Consider the following 15,835-nt stretch of genomic DNA (forward strand, 5'->3'; position numbering starts at 1 on the left):
TTAAAACTGGGCATAAATAAATCCTTTCGGTGCAATGTAGAAAAGGCAGATCAGTAAAATCAGCAGATAATAAAAGCCCCATCGCATAACCACGTTATTTTTGATAAATAGGTCTTCAAGTGCGTATTCTTGATTACGGTTGATCCATTCAATCGCCAAAGTGAACAGAATAAGGAAGGCGATAAGTTTTTGAAATTTAAAATTCGGAAACTGGAAAAATGACAGAGAAAAAATTTCCCGGTAATATCCTAAGGCCATTTTCATATCGCTTGAAAAGAAGAGGACCATCAGCATAGAAAACATTACAAAAGTAACGGGGATATTCTTCAGTTCTTCTTTTGTAGGAATGATATTGTTCTGGCTTTTTATTTTCTTATTCATCTTACCTTTCCAGATGACGGGGATAAACATTACACCGCTTACCAGTCCGTGAAAAATATAATGCCACTCCGCGCCATGCCAGAAGCCTACCACTAAGAAGTTGATGATAATCGCCAGGATCAGTCCGTATTTATCATAATCGCGGAACCGGATCGACAGGGGAGTAAAGACATATTCCGTAAGCCATGAGGTCAGGGAAATGTGCCATCTTCGCCAGTAATCCGCTACATTCTGGGCAAACAGTGGATAATTGAAGTTCGGCTGGATTTTAACACCCAATAATTTGGAAATTCCGATTGCCATATCCGTATACCCCGAAAAATCGCAGTACAACTGGATGAAATATAAAACCGTACCAATGAATAAAGCACTGCCGTTCAGCGTATGATAAGACTCAAAAATAGGGGTGGTGATCGTTGCAATATTATCTGCCACCACCAGCTTTTTAAAAAGTCCCCATAAAATCTGCCTCAATCCGTCGGTGAACTGTGCAGAAGAAAATTCCCTTCTGTTTTTTAAATTGTTTAAAAAAGGTCCCGCTTTATCGATAGGCCCTGCAATAATACACGGAAAAAAAGCGACGAATACCGAATAATCCAGTAAGGAAGGAATTTCTTTAAGCTTATTGTTCCTGATATCCAGCAGGTAGCCGATCATCCTGAAAGAATAAAAACTAATTCCGATAGGGAAAATAATCTTCAGCAAACTCAATTGATCCTTCATGCCGGACAGTTTCAGTACATCGTTGAAATTTTCGATGAAAAAATTGAAATACTTGAAGTATAAAAGCTGGATCAGTACCAGGAAGACGCCGCCTCTCATCCAGTACACTTTGGCCTGACCTTCTGCCTTCCGGATCTTATTTCCGATGAAAAAAGTAACCAGGGTAGAAAGGATAAGAAGCGACAGGAAATTCAAGCTCCAGCTGCTGTAAAAAATATAGCTTCCTATAAGAAGAAGTATATTCTGAATTTTTGATGTTTTCCCAAAAAGGTAATAGCCAAAAAATAGTATAGTGAAAAAGAAGATGAAATAATACGAATTGAGGAGCATGATGTCTATTTACTGATGATAGAATCAATCATTTCGCCCACATTATTCCAGCTCTGGATTTCTGCAGACGTAAAACGGATTCCGAAAGCTTTCTCAATAGCTACAATTAACTGAATATGGGAAAGAGAATCCCATTCTTCGATATCTTCGGCAGTAGTTTCTGCATTCAGTACAATATCTTCATTATCCAGCTGTTCGCGGAAAATAGGGGTTAATTTTTCTAAGACCTCGTTTCTGTCCATAATTATTTGTTTTTAATATATACTGTTTTGGGTTGATAATCATTTACATTCAGGATCCACCGGTTGTTTTCAAAAATGAAGCCTAAATTCTGATAGTGGTCTCTTACCATCTGGTTTTTAGCGGTTTCAAGATATTCTCCTGTAACGTATCTGTAACCGTGCTCCTTTGCTTTTTCAACAATGGTATTCAGGGTGAAATCTTCCATACCTCTCTTCAGCACCCTGCAGCTCATCAGCCAGGTATCGATAAAGAGGGTTTCTTTATCCTTTTCTTCAAGAACGATAACGCAAATCAGACCATTATCGCCATATTTATCTTCAAGGGTAAATGAAAGGGTATAATGTTTTCCGGATTGTATCAGGTTTTCAATTTCCTGTTCGGTATAGCGCACGGTACGCAGATTAAACTGATTGGATCTTTGGGTAAGCTGTGAAACCCTCGGCTTGGAAAAACTGTTGAACGGCTGCACAGCGGAAACCATATTCAAGCTTTTCAGGAAATCCTCTACATTCGTAAAGCTTTCCAGGTCAACCGCTCTTCTGGCTTCTACCTGATACTGCTTCGTCCTTTCACTGTCATTTTCCGAAAAACTGGCGGTCTCGAACAGGTTAAGGCCGTAGAGATATTCCAGGTACTCTGCAGGATCTTCGGGCAGTTCCGGAACACAGACATCCGGAAGGTTTTCCCGTACCAGGTTTCTTTCAAAAGGATTATCGTCTAAGAAGACCATCGAATCGAAGCCTATATTTAAAATGCGCTGGATTTTCCTGATGTTGTCCGCTTTATTTTCCCAGTTGGCGATAAAGACGGCAATATCGTCCAGTTTCAGTACCATATCCGGATGCTTTTCAAAAGGTTCTTTCGCCTTGTCTTCATCATTTTTACTGCATACAGCCAGGATTATTCCTCTTTTCTGTAATGCTTTTACCCAATACTGGAATTCTGTAAAGGCTTTTCCTATTCCTAAATTTCCGATCTGAATTTTTTCAAGGCCGTCATCACCGATGATTCCTCCCCATGTGGTATTGTCCAGATCCAGGATCAGACATTTTTTAAATTTCCCTTCGAGCGAAGCAATAATGCTGAAAATATTATGGGCAACAATCGGCAGGGCATCGATAGAAATCACCATTTCCGTATTTACATAAATACTTGGCGTAAACATAAAATCGCGACCCCATTTATTCTGGATGGAAAGCAGGTCGGCAATAAAGAAATTGTCCCTCTGCACGGCGATTTCCTGAGAAAGAAGATAGTTAATCTTATTCAGCTGAAAATTGAATGAAGATTCTACCTTATTGGAAAAATTTCCGAATACCTTAGCGTCTATAATAGGGAAATTACAGTAGATCACCCTGCTTTTCGTCCTGCTTTGGATCGTGTTGTAAAGTTCTTCTACATAGCTGATTTTGTTATTGGCAAAATTTATGGAAAAATCGGAAGATTTGTAATATTGATTCAGCAATTTGTGTGTTGACTCGAAAATAATAGTATAATCGGCATCAAATTCATAATATTCTGAGGACGGATCCATGATCTGACGGGAAATCTGCCCGAAATCCGCTTCAAAAATATCCAGTCCGAAGCCTTCGGTTTTTGCAGTGCCCTTTAGGGCAACATTCAGAAACTGGGTAGCCGTGTCTCCTAATAAGGCCACTTTTATTATTTTATGCGGATACGTGTCTTTTCGCAATACCTTTTTTAATTCCGAAAATGTTTTATACATAGAAATCCCGATTTTAAAGGAAAATATATCAATTATAATATTAATATTTCTGCTTGAAAATCATGTATTCCGGCGAAGCACAAAATGATGATTTCATCAGGTGTTTTTTTGGTGTAGTTAATGAGTAGACAAAGATAGGCAAATACCTAGCTTTTCCGGAAATTAATTTTCATTTTTTAAACTTAATGTAATAAAATATAATTCGCAGAGATTATAACCTATGAATCTAAAGAACAGGGATTTCAGGCTGCCGCTTTGCAACTTACGGAAAAATTCCACCATATGGTTTCACGGAACAGTTTCTTTGGATGCACAATGATCTATATTTACCGTCTTACTTTAAGAATTATTTAACCATCATTCAATTTCATGCCGTATTTTTAGTAAATTTGAAAAACATTTAAAAAAATAAATTTATGGCAACCATAATTACTTTAAAGGGAAATGAAGTACATACCATAGGAACGCTTCCGGCAGTAGGTAGTATTATCAGGGATTTTGCGTTGGTAGATTCCGGACTGAATGTTAAAACCCTGGAAAATTTTGAAGGTAAGAAAAAGATTTTCAATATTTTTCCAAGCGTTGATACACCGGTTTGCGCCGCTTCGGCAAGGACTTTCAATGAAAAAGCGTCTGCTTTGGATAATACTGTTGTAATTAATGTTTCTAAAGACCTGCCTTTTGCATTGGGAAGATTCTGTGCAGCGGAAGGGCTGGATAACGTGGAAACGCTTTCGGATTTCAGAAGCAGCTTCGGGGATGATTATGAAGTTACGATTGCAGACTCCGTATTCAAAGGGCTTCTGAGCCGCGCCATCATCGTTGCGGACGAAAATAATAAAGTCGTATACACGGAGCAGGTTCCTGAAATTGCCAACGAACCGGATTATGAAGCAGCATTATCTGCTGTAAAATAAACTGAACAATAATATTTAAAATCCCTGCGGAATCATTTCGCAGGGATTTTTCATAGAAGTGTTTAAAATTTTAACCACAGATTGGCGCAGATTTTCACAGATGATTGCATTTATTCAAATATCGTTTTAAAAATCTTTGATTTTTAATCTCATGTGTTCTTCCTGTTTTGAAAGCGGGCCTTTACTTTTTTCTTATGTGTTTAAATCGCTTTCAAAAGCAATCCGGAAATACTGATTCAAAGCAATAAAAAATACAGATAATAACCATACCTTTACCGTATGAAACGTTCCGGAACTGCAGATTTACCACTTCACTATGGCAAGGTACCGCCTTGGCTGTACGAACGCATGTCGGTGCTTGGGCTTTCTATTGTTGAGGTGATCCTGATGGATTACGGTAAGGATGAGGTGCTCCGCAGATTGGCAGACCCGTTCTGGTTCCAGAGTTTTGGTGCCGTAATGGGAATGGACTGGCATTCGTCGGGAATTACCACTTCCGTAATGGGCGCTTTGAAACGTTCCATTAACCCCAATTCGCAGTCGCTGGGACTTTACATCTGCGGCGGAAAAGGGAAGTTTTCCCGTGAGACTCCCTCTGAGCTGCTTCAGATCGCCGATAAAACCGGACTGAACGGAAATGAGCTCGTGAAGGCCAGTAAACTGTCCGCCAAAGTCGATAATACGGCCATTCAGGACGGTTATCAGTTGTATCTCCACAATTTTATTCTGTCGGATAACGGAAACTGGAGCGTGGTGCAGCAGGGCATGCATGAATCCGACGGAACCGCAAGGCGTTACCACTGGCATTCCGGCAACATTACCTCTTTTGTTGAAGAACCTCATACCGGAATCAACGGTATTTCCAGGGGACAGATCATAAACCTGACGGATGCCGAAGCTTCTGAAAACCGCAAAGGAATACTCGAAATTTCTCATACCGACTCTGCGGAAATCATGAGCGATTTCTCGAGGCTCATTCTTCCCAATCACCACGATATTCAGGCTTCAGATGTAGATTTGAAACGTCTGGGTGCACTTTTGTATGTCACCCGTGAGCAGCAGCCTCAAAATTTTGAAGACCTGCTCATGCTGGAAGGCGTTGGCCCGCGCACGATGCAGTCGCTGGCGTTGGTGGGTGAAGTCATTCACGGAGCGCCATCGAGATTTCGGGATCCTGCGAGATTTTCTTTTGCCCACGGCGGAAAGGACGGGCATCCGTTTCCGGTACCTACCAAAGTGTATGATGAAAGCCTGCATATCATCAAAACCGGAATTGAAAAATCAAAGCTTGGGAATTCAGACAAGCTGAGAACCTTAAACAAGCTTCATCAGATTATTGAATCCACGGAAAAAGACTTTATCCCGGATTTCGATATTCAGGAGGTCATCGAAGAGGAACGGCAGAATTCATGGCGTTTCGGCGGAAAAACCGTTTTCGGGGATGCACAGAAACCGTCGCCGCCGAAACCGATCCAGCTTTCGCTGTTTTAACATTATTTTATCAGATGGCTGACTTACTTGCCGAACGGAAGAAATCTTTAGAATTTTTATCTTTTCTAAATCTAAAGATTCTTAGTTAAATAAAGTCTGTAAGATATCCGATCTTTACAGTAAACTGATAAGCTCATTTTAGCATTAAGAAATTTTATTCTACATATCAAATAAAATTTTATTTTTAAAGTCTAAAGTACTGACTAATGAGCAATACGGCACTGGAAATCTGTTATGACTTTCCTTTCTTTCTACGCGATGAGCTTGATGAAATATTTCAGGCCCATGAAAAAATAAGTTTCAGGAAAGGAGATCTGATCCTGAAGGAAGGAAAAACCGCTAACGAATATTACATTCTTGAAAAAGGACTGGCCCGCTCATTTGTAACTGATTTTAATGGTAATGAAGTAACCACCCATTTTTTTGCAGACAACGAGATCGTTATCGAGGTTTCTTCATTATTCCAGCGGATTCCGACCCAGGAAAATATTGTCTGCATCACCGACTGTGAGTGCCTGAAACTCAGGTTTGAAAATTTCCAGGAGCTCTTTCATAAGATCCCTAACCTCAGGGAATGGGGCAGGGCATGGATGTCACAGCAGCTTTTCGTGTATAAGCAGCGTTCGGTGGAAATGTTTACTCTTTCGGCAACAAAGCGGTATCTCAACCTTATGGAGCAGAAACCTCAGGTGATCCGATGCGCTCCTCTGAAACAAATTGCATCCTATCTGGGTGTTACGGATACTTCTTTAAGCCGCATCCGGAAAGAACTGGTTTCGCATCCGCGGAAAGATTAAATCTTGTCCTATGGCAAGCAGGCTTTCACGGCAATGAGGTAATTTTGGATAAAAGTTTTACCCTTAATCAATACATTATGAAAGCCAATCAGATTTACGTAAGCCTTCCTGTAAAAAATATCGAAGAAACCAAAACGTTCTGGACAAACATAGGATTCACCGTTAATGAACAGATTACCGATGAAAAAGCAGTGTGCATTATCATAGCCGATCATATTTTTGTGATGTTCATTATCGAAGAATATTTTCAGACATTTTCCGAAAGACCGGTCCCGAAAGACGATACCACACAGATATTGGTGGCCTTGGCTATGAACAGCCGTGAAGAAGTCGATCAGGTGGTTAACAAAGCGGTAGAAAACGGAGCTTATCAGCATGAAGAACCGCAGGATCACGGCTGGATGTATCAGAATTCCTTCTGGGACATCAACGGACACGGCTGGAACATTACTTTCGCCGATCCCTCCCAAATGCCGCAATAGCGCAGGAAATGTCAGAGTTCTTAAAACATGTACCGAATTAATTTATTCATAAAGTACATCTCTATCATCTGTGCCAATCTGTGGTTAAAAAATTAAGCCTTAAACAACAGGGGAATCATTACAATAGTACAACAACTCACCTTATCAAAACAATATACATGGCTAAATTAAATTCTTACTTAAATTTTAACGGAAAGGCGGAAGAAGCTTTCAACTTTTACAAATCCGTTTTCGGCGGGGAATTCCTGGGCGAAATTTACAGAATGGGAAATGCTCCCGGCACGGAACACCTGTCCGAAGAAGAAAAAAACAGAGTAATGCATATTGCGCTTCCAATAGGAAACGACCTGCTGATGGCGTCTGATATTGTCCCGAGCTTCGGCCAGACGCTCACAATAGGAAATAACAATTACGTATCGATCTTTCCCGAATCCAGGGAAGAGGCGGACCGGCTTTTCAAAGGCCTCTCTGAAGGCGGAAATGTCGAAATGCCGATCGAAGATCAGTTCTGGGGCGATTATTTCGGAAGTTTTCAGGATAAATACGGGATTCATTGGATGGTGAATTACAATGAAGAATATGTAAAATAAGCTTATCTTTAAACTTTATTATCTGGCGTAGCTTCTGAAGCTGCTCTTTAAACCATACCATAAATCATCACAATATGGAACCAATTACAATAGAGATAACCATACTTTCACCCGTACAGAAAGTCTGGGAATATTACAGTGACCCGGAGCACATCATAAAATGGAATTTTGCCGATGAAAGCTGGCACTGTCCGGCTGCGGAAAACGATCTTAGGACAGGCGGAAAGTTAAGGACCAGGATGGAAGCCAAAGACGGAAGTTTCGGGTTTGATTTTGAAGGAACCTACGATGAAGTCGCTCCCCCTGAAAAGATCCGCTACCATCTGGAGGACGGCAGAAAGGTTGAAGTTGTTTTTAAAGAAATTGATAACAACACGACGAACGTAGAAATTACTTTTGATCCGGAGCAGCAGAACCCGTCTGAAATGCAGCGGGAAGGCTGGTATGCCATCCTGAATAACTTTCATAAGTATGTTGAAAATCATTAACAACATGATGACTTTATGATCAATCTGGTGATAATGGCAAAATGTTTAATTTCGATGTCTGCGGTAAATCATGCGGCCAAAGGAGATTTTCTGCGCGGTATTGTGGCAGCGCCTGCCCGGCGAACGCTGGAAAAAGAAAAAATAGATTCCCTGGAAAAGCTTTCGAAGTATTCGGAACAAGAAATCAGGCTGCTGAATGGCTTCGGAGAAGTCAGCATGAAAAAACTGAAAAGCCATATGGAAGAACATCAGTTTTCATTTATGCAAAGTACACGTGATTTTTCTGAAGCATCAATAGACATGTAAAATCCCATTTAAGAAATTTTAACCACATAAGAGACACAGAAAAAGGACTAGCTTTTAAAAAGCAGGAACACATGAGAATAAAAATCGAAGATTTTTAAATATACGCAGCCATCTGTGCAAATCTGCGTCAATCCGTGATTTAAATCCAACAACTGATTAGAGCGTAGTCCCGACGGCTGAGCGGAACCGAAGCCAGTCAATCCATAACGGAATAAAACTAAATAGAGGTCATTAGATAATTTCATATCTTTAAAGTACTGAAAAACTGGATTTTTATGGAAATTTTTAAGGGTCAAAACCTTCTGGAGTTTGCTGAACGCTTTAAAACAGATTTGGATTGCGAAGAATATCTCTCCCATTGGAAGTGAAAAAATGGTTATTGCTGTCGCAAATGTGCCCATACAAAGTATCAGGTTAGAAAAGATTTTTCAAGAACCTGTAATATTTGCAGCGATACTGAAAGTCCAAGTTCCGGTACGCTTTTTCATCGGGTTAAATTTGGTTTGCGAAAGGCTTTTTTCATTTGTTTTGAGATGAGTACAACGACAAAAGATTTGTCTGCACTGCAAATGTCCGTTCGTTATGGTATTGCGGAAAATACGGCCCGGTTATTCATGCATAAAGTTCGGGAAGCAATGAAATCAGACGAAAAAGATGGAATGAAAGGCCTGGTTCAAATCGATGAATTTACGGTTGGTGGAAAAGAGGATGGCAAACAAGGAAGGAGTTATGATGCTAAAAGGAAAAAAGTTGTATGTGCCGTAGAATTGACTGATGAGGGCAAAGTCAAGCGTTTTTATGCTTTGAAAATCAAAGATTTTTCATCTAAATCTCTACGAACAATTTTTGATAAACATATTGATCGGTCAGCTCAAATAGTAACGGATGACTGGAAAGGATACAGACCGATAAAAGACTTTATTATTACTCAGATTCCAAGTAATAAAGGCAGGAATTTCCCGGTACTTCATACCATGATTTACCAGGTGAAATCCTGGATAAGAACGACTTATTCGTGGGTATCGGATTCTAATATCAACCGATATTTAAGTGAGTTTTGTTTCAGAATAAATCGGTCCCAATCAAAGCAAACAATCTTTAATAATCTTATCAAAAGAATGGTGGATAGAAAGCCTGTTTTACAAAAAGATCTAATATGTAGTTAAGTTAGGACCTCTAAAACTAAAATTAAATTAAGATGATAAACAACAATATTTTCCCGTGCCTCTGGTACGACGGGGACGCCAGAGAATCTGCCGGATTTTACGTAAAAGTCTTTAACGGCAAAATCACAGCAGATAATCCTATGGTGATAAATGTGGACCTTTTCGGACAGAAATTCATGCTCCTGAACGGCGGTCCGCATTTCAAAAAGAATGCCTCGGTATCGTTTACGGTACTCTGCGAAACAGAGGATGAGGTTCAGCAGTGCTGGGACGGGCTTGCCGAAGACGGCATGGTTATGATGCCGCTGGATTCCTATCCCTGGAGTGCAAAATACGGCTGGGTACAAGACCGGTTCGGTGTCAGCTGGCAGGTTTACCTCGGCGAAAAATACGGGGACCAGAAAATAGTGCCGACCCTTATGTTCATCCATGGAAACAACGGAAAAGCCATGCAGGCTATGGAGCTCTATACCCTGACCTTTCCCAATTCCAAAATCGGGAGTTTTCTGAAATACGGGCAGGGAAGCAAGGGAAATCCGATACAGGAACCGGCAGACAACATCCAGCATGCACACTTTAAAATTGATGGCTACAGCCTATACTGTATGGACAATTCTTACGATCATACCTTTGATTTCAACGAAGGGATATCAATGGTTATTATGACGGATAATCAGGAACAGACCGATACTTACTGGGATGCTCTTACAGCCGGCGGCGGAAAGGCGAGCATGTGCGGCTGGCTGAAAGATCAATTCGGGTTTAGCTGGCAGATCGTCCCGAAAAAGCTGATTGAGCTTATGAGCGACCCTGATCCGGAAAAAGCACAGAAGGTTGCCCAGGCCATGATGACCATGCAGAAAATTATTATTGAAGATCTGGAAAAAGCTTACCGGTCTTAGAATTGTGCAGGCGCTATGGAGGTTTTTCCCCTGAATAATAGATCATCACCTCAAATCCGTTTCAGCATACCATACTTTTTCCTCCTTCGGCTTGCGGTTTGATGTCTTTATTCACCACCAAATACTTGAATATGAAAACAGATAACAAATCAGATGCTAAATCTAAAGTTCCTAAGGAAGGTCTGTTTCCCGAAATCATCCGTGAAAATTATAAAGGAAGTGAAAAACTTTCCGGTAAAAAAGCCCTGATTTCCGGAGGCGACAGCGGCATCGGGCAGGCGGTAGCGGTACATTATGCCCGGGAAGGCGCCGATGTAGCCATCATTTATAAAGAAAGCGACGATGATGCTAAGGAAACCCAAAAGCTGGTAGAAAAAGAAGGCAAAAGCTGTATGCTCCTAAAAGGCGATATTTCAGATAAAAATTTCCGGAAAGAGTGTATGGACACCATAAAAAAAGAATGGAAATCACTGGATATTCTCGTTAATAATGCAGGCATACAGTTTCCGAAAGACGATATTGAAAACATTTCGGATGAACAGATTCATGAAACATTCGACACCAATATCATCTCTATGATTTCTTTTACCAGAGACTGTCTGAAATTGATGCAGAGCGGCTCCCGAATCATCTGTACCACCTCGGTGACGGCTTATCGCGGCAGTGACCATTTAATTGATTATTCTTCCACAAAAGGAGCAATTGCTACCTTCATCCGATCTCTGGCTACGAATATAGCCGAAAAAAATATTCTGGTTAATGGTGTTGCGCCCGGTCCCATCTGGACACCTTTGGTAAAGGAAACTTTCTACGATGTTTCCGATTTTGGAAAAGACAATCCCATGAAAAGGGCAGGTCAGCCTTCCGAAGTAGCACCTGCTTATGTATTTCTGGCTTCTCAGGATTCAAGTTTCATTACCGGTGAGGTTATCCACATTAATGGCGGGGATTTTGTAGGCGGATAAGGATATACGCAGAATTAACAGCTAGTTTATAAATTTTATGGAAAAATTACATTTTGATATTCAGATTAAGGCTGAAGCAATAAAGGTTTGGAGTGTGCTGTGGGATGATTTTTCTTTCAGGCAGTGGACGTCGGCGTTCACCGAAGGCTCTTTTTATCAGGGGGATTTACAGGAGGGAGCCACCATAAAATTCCTGGACCCGAAAAACAACGGGATGTACAGCACAATTACAAAGCTGGTTCCGAATGAGGAAATCATATTTCATCATCTTGGAGAGATCTATGATGGAATTGAAACACCGCGGGACCTGGGAGAAGTTTTCGAAAGATATTTATTGACCGAAGATGAAAACATGACCCATCTTGAAGTGGAGATTCATACTACCGAAGAATTAAGGTCTTTTTTAGAGGAAAAATTTACCGATGCTCTATCCAATGTGAAGCATCTTGCGGAAAATCAGCTATAAAAGTTAAATGAAATTAAATCCAAAAATATGGAAACCCTATCTTACGAAATTGTTATCAACGCACCCAGACAAAAAGTATGGGATGTATTGTGGAACGAAAGAACGTATAGCGAATGGACGCAGTTTTTCAGTCCGGGATGCGTAATGAAATCCGACTGGAAAGTCGGCGGAAAGACGTATTTCTTAAATTCGGAAGGAGCGGGTATGGTCTCCATCATCGACAGCCTCAAAGAGCCGGACCAGATCATCTTCAAACATCTGGGGATGCTGGATAAGGATGGCAATGAAGATACTGAAAGTATGGAAGTCAAGCAATGGAGCGGATGTTTCGAAAAATATATCCTTATCGATTTCGGTGGAAAAACCAAGCTTCATGTCGAGGTACAGAACGAAAAAGAATGGGAAGATCATATGAACTCCGGCTTCACGCAAGGCCTTGAGGTGATAAAAAAACTTGCGGAAAATATTTAATAAAACCAAAATGAATTTTCCCACAGATGTATACAGATTTTCATATATGATCGCGCTTTAGGAAAATATAATAGTTTAAAAATTCGCAATTTTGTTGCAGACGATATAAAACAAATAGTATTCATTTAAACATAAAAATCTGTGAAAATCCGTAAAAGTCGGTGGTTTAAAAAACAGGTATGGAGTTTTACTGCTTAAAACAGGCAGCTATTTATACATTAAGCCTTCATGGAAAGAATTATGAATCAAATACTTTATTAACTATTTTCTGCTTAGATCCTGCTTGGTTTTGCTTAACTTCGGTACCATGCATACAATTGTGTAGAAAGAATAAACATGAAACTATTATCGATTCTTTTAGTAACATTCATTTTGGGCTTATTGGCAACAAAAATTTTTCAGGAAAACTGGAATTTTTTATTTTCCGGAAACCTGGGAATGGCAGCCTTTATAATCTTTACCGGACTGGCACACTTTAAGTTCCAAAAGGGAATGGCGATGATGATTCCTGAACCGGTTCCGGGAAAAATATTTTGGGTCTATTTCACCGGCGTGCTGGAAATTGCTGCGGGAATCGGATTGATGATTCCTTCGATGCGTGAACTGACAGCAGTCTTATTAATTGTTTTCTTCCTGTTGGTTTTTATTGCCAACATCAATTCATCCCGGAAAAACATTAATATTTTCAAGGCTGATTTTACAGGCCCGGGAATGGCTTACCTGTACAAAGAAAGAATTCCGATGCAGATTATTCTGATCGCATGGACCTGGTATTTTGGAATCTATTTAAATTGATCTGATAAAATTTAAATAAAATAAAAGGAAAGCTTAATCGGTTTTCCTTTTTTTGTAGCTATATATGTGGTTAAAGTTTTGATAGTCAATAGTGTTAAAAATAAGATTTTTCGAGAAATGTATCAGAAATTCAATGAACTGATCATTTTGCTGGGCTGAAAGACTAAAATTGTTTAAAAGTTAAAAAAATAAAAGGATAAGAGTGTATTCCTATGTAAACATATTGTCATCCGGAGTCCTCGCTATCAAAAGAAAAACCGAACTTGCCTGAAAATATTTTAAATTTATTAAAGTAAAACAAAATCATCAGCCGTCATAGCAATATGGAGGTTGCCGAAAACATAACAATGCCACAGAAGGAGAAGGAAAATATCATCTCACAGACCGTTTCAAAATACGGAGGAAAGCTGATGTCTTATATTCGCCCCAAAGTGAAGAATACCGAAGATGCGGAAGACATCCTGCAGGAAGTGTGGTATCAGTTCAGCAGTCTGACCAATCTCTCGGAAATCGTGAATGTCGGCGGATGGCTGTATCGCGTTACGGCCAATAAGATTACCGACAAATACCGCAAGAAGAAAACCGCGAACCTTGAAGATTTCGTGTACGAAGATGAAGACGGGAGTTTTTCCATTAAAGACATCCTGCTGATGGATGAAAGTGCCGGACCGGAAGTGAAAATGTTTCAGGACGAAATCTGGAGAAAACTGTTCGAAGCCCTGGACGAACTTCCTGAAAAGCAGCGGCTGGTTTATGTTGAGAACGAACTCAACGACAGGACCCTCCAGGAAATTGCCGATGAGCAGAGGGAAAACATCAAGACCATCATCAGCCGTAAAAACTACGCGGTCAAGCATCTGAGGAACCGGCTGAGAACATTATACGAAGATTTAAACAGTTAGTAAAAAATAAGATTATGAATCATAAACATAAAAAAGGATGGATTTTTCTGATACTCTGTCCGCCTCTGATTTTTCTGGGGGTTACCTGGATCGTCATGGTACTCTGGAATTGGCTGCTACCGGAAATTTTAGGGGCAAAATCGATTACGTTCTGGCAGGCGATGGGTATTCTGATCCTTTGTAAAATCCTTTTTGGCGGTTTCCATTTCGGGAAAGGCGTGCGGGATTTCAAGGAAAGGAAGATGAGAGAAAAGATGATGCATCTGTCTCCGGAAGAACGGGAAAAGTTTAAAGAAGTCTGGAGAAGCAGATGTGAAAACGGTTTTTTCAACCGAAACAAAAAAACAAACGAATAACCGAAATTTTAAGAAGTAGTAAAGTAAAAATTCAGGAGTATTCGTCTTTATAAAAGAAGTAGTAAAATTTAAAATTAAGAAAATGAAAAATTCAGTAGTAAAAGGTATTTTCGGCGCACTGGCAGTGGCCGGAGCAGCAATGGTCGCTAAAAAAGCCATTCAGCGAAAAAAATTCGTAAAAGGTATTTTTGAAGAATACGGAATCAAAGAAAGATCACCTTTCGGACTGGCTGATAAAATCCGCGAAATGAACGAGGAAGAATATCAGGAACTGAAAGGAAAATTCAAAAAAGGATTTGCTTCAAAATGCGGCCACAGAAGGTTTGAGAAAGAACCGGTCGCCGAAGCATAAAATTAAGCAGCTAAATTGAAATTGTTGGGTTGGGTTCGAAAATATTTGTTTTCTGAACCCAACCTTTTTCATGATCGTTTAGCTAGCTGTATTTATTTAACAGATAAGTCACAAAATATTTTTCAGATAGGCTGAAAATATTTTCAGAGCACATCAGAAAAAATCAAAGATTTTTTTAAACTTATATGTTTTGAAATGTTTTTCAAAGTGCTCCTCTATCCTATATGTCTACTGTGTTAAAATTAAACCACAGATTTACGCAGATTTTCACAGATAATGCTTGATACTTTATTTTTAATGATAAAACGAAATGAAATCTAAATCTAAAAAGTGATAATCGTAAAGACTTTTAGAGGTGCTGTTATACGCTGCCGGAAAGAACCTTTCTGTACTTTGTGTTCATTAAACGGCCTCATTACTTTAACATTGCTATGATTTGCTGAGTGAACGAAAAATATTCTCAACGCTTTAAAAAAATCTTAGCGGACATCGCGTTAAAATGAATCCTCGTATTACCGGCAAATCTCTGAGTGCTCTTATAAATGTAATGGCTTTGTGAAATTTGTGCATATCCTGCCAGAAAGAATCCTCCTGTGCTTTGTGTTCATCGAACGGAACGTATCATTTAACATTGCTATCATTTGCCGNGAATCCTCGTATTACCGGCAAATCTCTGAGTGCTCTTATAAATGTAATGGCTTTGTGAAATTTATGCATATCCTGCCAGAAAGAATCCTCCTGTGCTTTGTGTGCATCGAACGGAACGTATCATTTCACACTGCTATCCTTTTCCGACTGCACTGCCTTTGCGAACGAAAATATTCTCCACGCTTTAAAAAAATCTTAGCGGACATCGCGTTAAAATAAATCCTCTTATTACCTGCAAATCTCTGAGTGCTCTTATAAATGCAATGGCTTTGTGAAATTTGTGCATATCCTGCCAGAAAGAATCCTCCTGTGCTTTGTGTTCATCGAACGGAACGTAT

18 protein-coding genes and 1 pseudogene are annotated in these 15,835 nt (G+C 39.9%); 16 read left to right on the top strand and 3 right to left on the bottom strand.

The annotated features are described in order from the left end of the window. Genes ACED20_RS01710 through ACED20_RS01720 form a run of 3 tightly spaced genes read right to left on the bottom strand, consistent with a single transcriptional unit; the run spans position 1 to position 3,403 of the window. Positions 1 to 1,434, bottom strand: coding sequence for an MBOAT family O-acyltransferase (locus ACED20_RS01710; RefSeq protein WP_378103305.1), 1,434 nt, complete (start codon positions 1,432 to 1,434; stop codon positions 1 to 3). A 5-nt stretch (positions 1,435 to 1,439) separates the two neighbouring features. Continuing rightward, positions 1,440 to 1,676 carry an acyl carrier protein gene (locus ACED20_RS01715; protein ID WP_294223192.1) on the bottom strand — a complete coding sequence of 79 codons (237 nt, stop codon included), beginning with the start codon at positions 1,674 to 1,676 and terminating at the stop codon, positions 1,440 to 1,442. Between the two features lie 2 nt (positions 1,677 to 1,678). Continuing rightward, on the bottom strand, positions 1,679 to 3,403 hold the full coding sequence (locus ACED20_RS01720) for an HAD family hydrolase (protein WP_294223195.1): 1,725 nt from the start codon (positions 3,401 to 3,403) through the stop codon (positions 1,679 to 1,681). 416 nt (positions 3,404 to 3,819) lie between these two features. On the opposite strand from ACED20_RS01720, the gene tpx reads away from it, so the two are divergent. The 16 genes and pseudogenes from tpx to ACED20_RS01800 all read left to right on the top strand — a co-directional run bounded on the left by tpx (position 3,820) and on the right by ACED20_RS01800 (position 14,849). Beyond that, complete coding sequence (tpx, locus tag ACED20_RS01725) at positions 3,820 to 4,320, top strand: thiol peroxidase (protein WP_294237143.1); 501 nt, start codon at positions 3,820 to 3,822, stop codon at positions 4,318 to 4,320. A 279-nt stretch (positions 4,321 to 4,599) separates the two neighbouring features. Further along, on the top strand, positions 4,600 to 5,811 hold the full coding sequence (locus ACED20_RS01730; RefSeq protein WP_378103306.1) for a DUF763 domain-containing protein: 1,212 nt from the start codon (positions 4,600 to 4,602) through the stop codon (positions 5,809 to 5,811). A gap of 206 nt (positions 5,812 to 6,017) precedes the next feature. After that, positions 6,018 to 6,608, top strand: coding sequence for a Crp/Fnr family transcriptional regulator (locus tag ACED20_RS01735; protein ID WP_294199246.1), 591 nt, complete (start codon positions 6,018 to 6,020; stop codon positions 6,606 to 6,608). A 77-nt stretch (positions 6,609 to 6,685) separates the two neighbouring features. After that, positions 6,686 to 7,090 carry a VOC family protein gene (locus ACED20_RS01740; RefSeq protein WP_294308120.1) on the top strand — a complete coding sequence of 135 codons (405 nt, stop codon included), beginning with the start codon at positions 6,686 to 6,688 and terminating at the stop codon, positions 7,088 to 7,090. Between the two features lie 158 nt (positions 7,091 to 7,248). Beyond that, a complete protein-coding gene (locus tag ACED20_RS01745; RefSeq protein ID WP_294223211.1) occupies positions 7,249 to 7,680 on the top strand; it encodes a VOC family protein in 432 nt (143 codons plus the stop codon). 74 nt (positions 7,681 to 7,754) lie between these two features. Further along, complete coding sequence (locus tag ACED20_RS01750; RefSeq protein ID WP_294199249.1) at positions 7,755 to 8,168, top strand: SRPBCC family protein; 414 nt, start codon at positions 7,755 to 7,757, stop codon at positions 8,166 to 8,168. Between the two features lie 33 nt (positions 8,169 to 8,201). Continuing rightward, positions 8,202 to 8,474: a hypothetical protein gene (locus ACED20_RS01755; RefSeq protein ID WP_294223217.1), complete on the top strand. Its 273-nt coding sequence runs from the start codon at positions 8,202 to 8,204 to the stop codon at positions 8,472 to 8,474. A gap of 275 nt (positions 8,475 to 8,749) precedes the next feature. Continuing rightward, positions 8,750 to 9,640 (top strand): annotated as a pseudogene (locus ACED20_RS01760) (IS1595 family transposase). A gap of 32 nt (positions 9,641 to 9,672) precedes the next feature. Next, a complete protein-coding gene (locus ACED20_RS01765; RefSeq protein WP_378103307.1) occupies positions 9,673 to 10,542 on the top strand; it encodes a VOC family protein in 870 nt (289 codons plus the stop codon). Positions 10,543 to 10,673: 131 nt separating this feature from the next. Next, the gene (locus ACED20_RS01770; protein ID WP_294267571.1) at positions 10,674 to 11,507 is read left to right on the top strand and encodes an SDR family oxidoreductase; all 834 of its coding nucleotides are present in this window, start codon (positions 10,674 to 10,676) and stop codon (positions 11,505 to 11,507) included. Positions 11,508 to 11,544: 37 nt separating this feature from the next. Further along, complete coding sequence (locus ACED20_RS01775) at positions 11,545 to 11,973, top strand: SRPBCC domain-containing protein (RefSeq protein ID WP_345765916.1); 429 nt, start codon at positions 11,545 to 11,547, stop codon at positions 11,971 to 11,973. A gap of 27 nt (positions 11,974 to 12,000) precedes the next feature. Next, positions 12,001 to 12,444: an SRPBCC domain-containing protein gene (locus tag ACED20_RS01780; protein WP_378103308.1), complete on the top strand. Its 444-nt coding sequence runs from the start codon at positions 12,001 to 12,003 to the stop codon at positions 12,442 to 12,444. 336 nt (positions 12,445 to 12,780) lie between these two features. Continuing rightward, positions 12,781 to 13,239, top strand: a complete 459-nt coding sequence (locus ACED20_RS01785; RefSeq protein WP_378103309.1) for a hypothetical protein — start codon at positions 12,781 to 12,783, stop codon at positions 13,237 to 13,239. 347 nt (positions 13,240 to 13,586) lie between these two features. After that, positions 13,587 to 14,141, top strand: coding sequence for an RNA polymerase sigma factor (locus ACED20_RS01790; RefSeq protein ID WP_294199256.1), 555 nt, complete (start codon positions 13,587 to 13,589; stop codon positions 14,139 to 14,141). Between the two features lie 14 nt (positions 14,142 to 14,155). Beyond that, entirely contained in the window at positions 14,156 to 14,497 is a 342-nt protein-coding gene (locus ACED20_RS01795; protein WP_294223233.1) for a hypothetical protein, read from the top strand. An 82-nt stretch (positions 14,498 to 14,579) separates the two neighbouring features. Continuing rightward, on the top strand, positions 14,580 to 14,849 hold the full coding sequence (locus ACED20_RS01800; protein ID WP_294200634.1) for a hypothetical protein: 270 nt from the start codon (positions 14,580 to 14,582) through the stop codon (positions 14,847 to 14,849). Positions 14,850 to 15,835 lie beyond the last annotated feature (986 nt).

Origin of the sequence: Chryseobacterium sp. sg2396 (assembly GCF_042610505.1) — a bacterium.
Classification (GTDB): Bacteria; Bacteroidota; Bacteroidia; order Flavobacteriales; family Weeksellaceae; genus Chryseobacterium.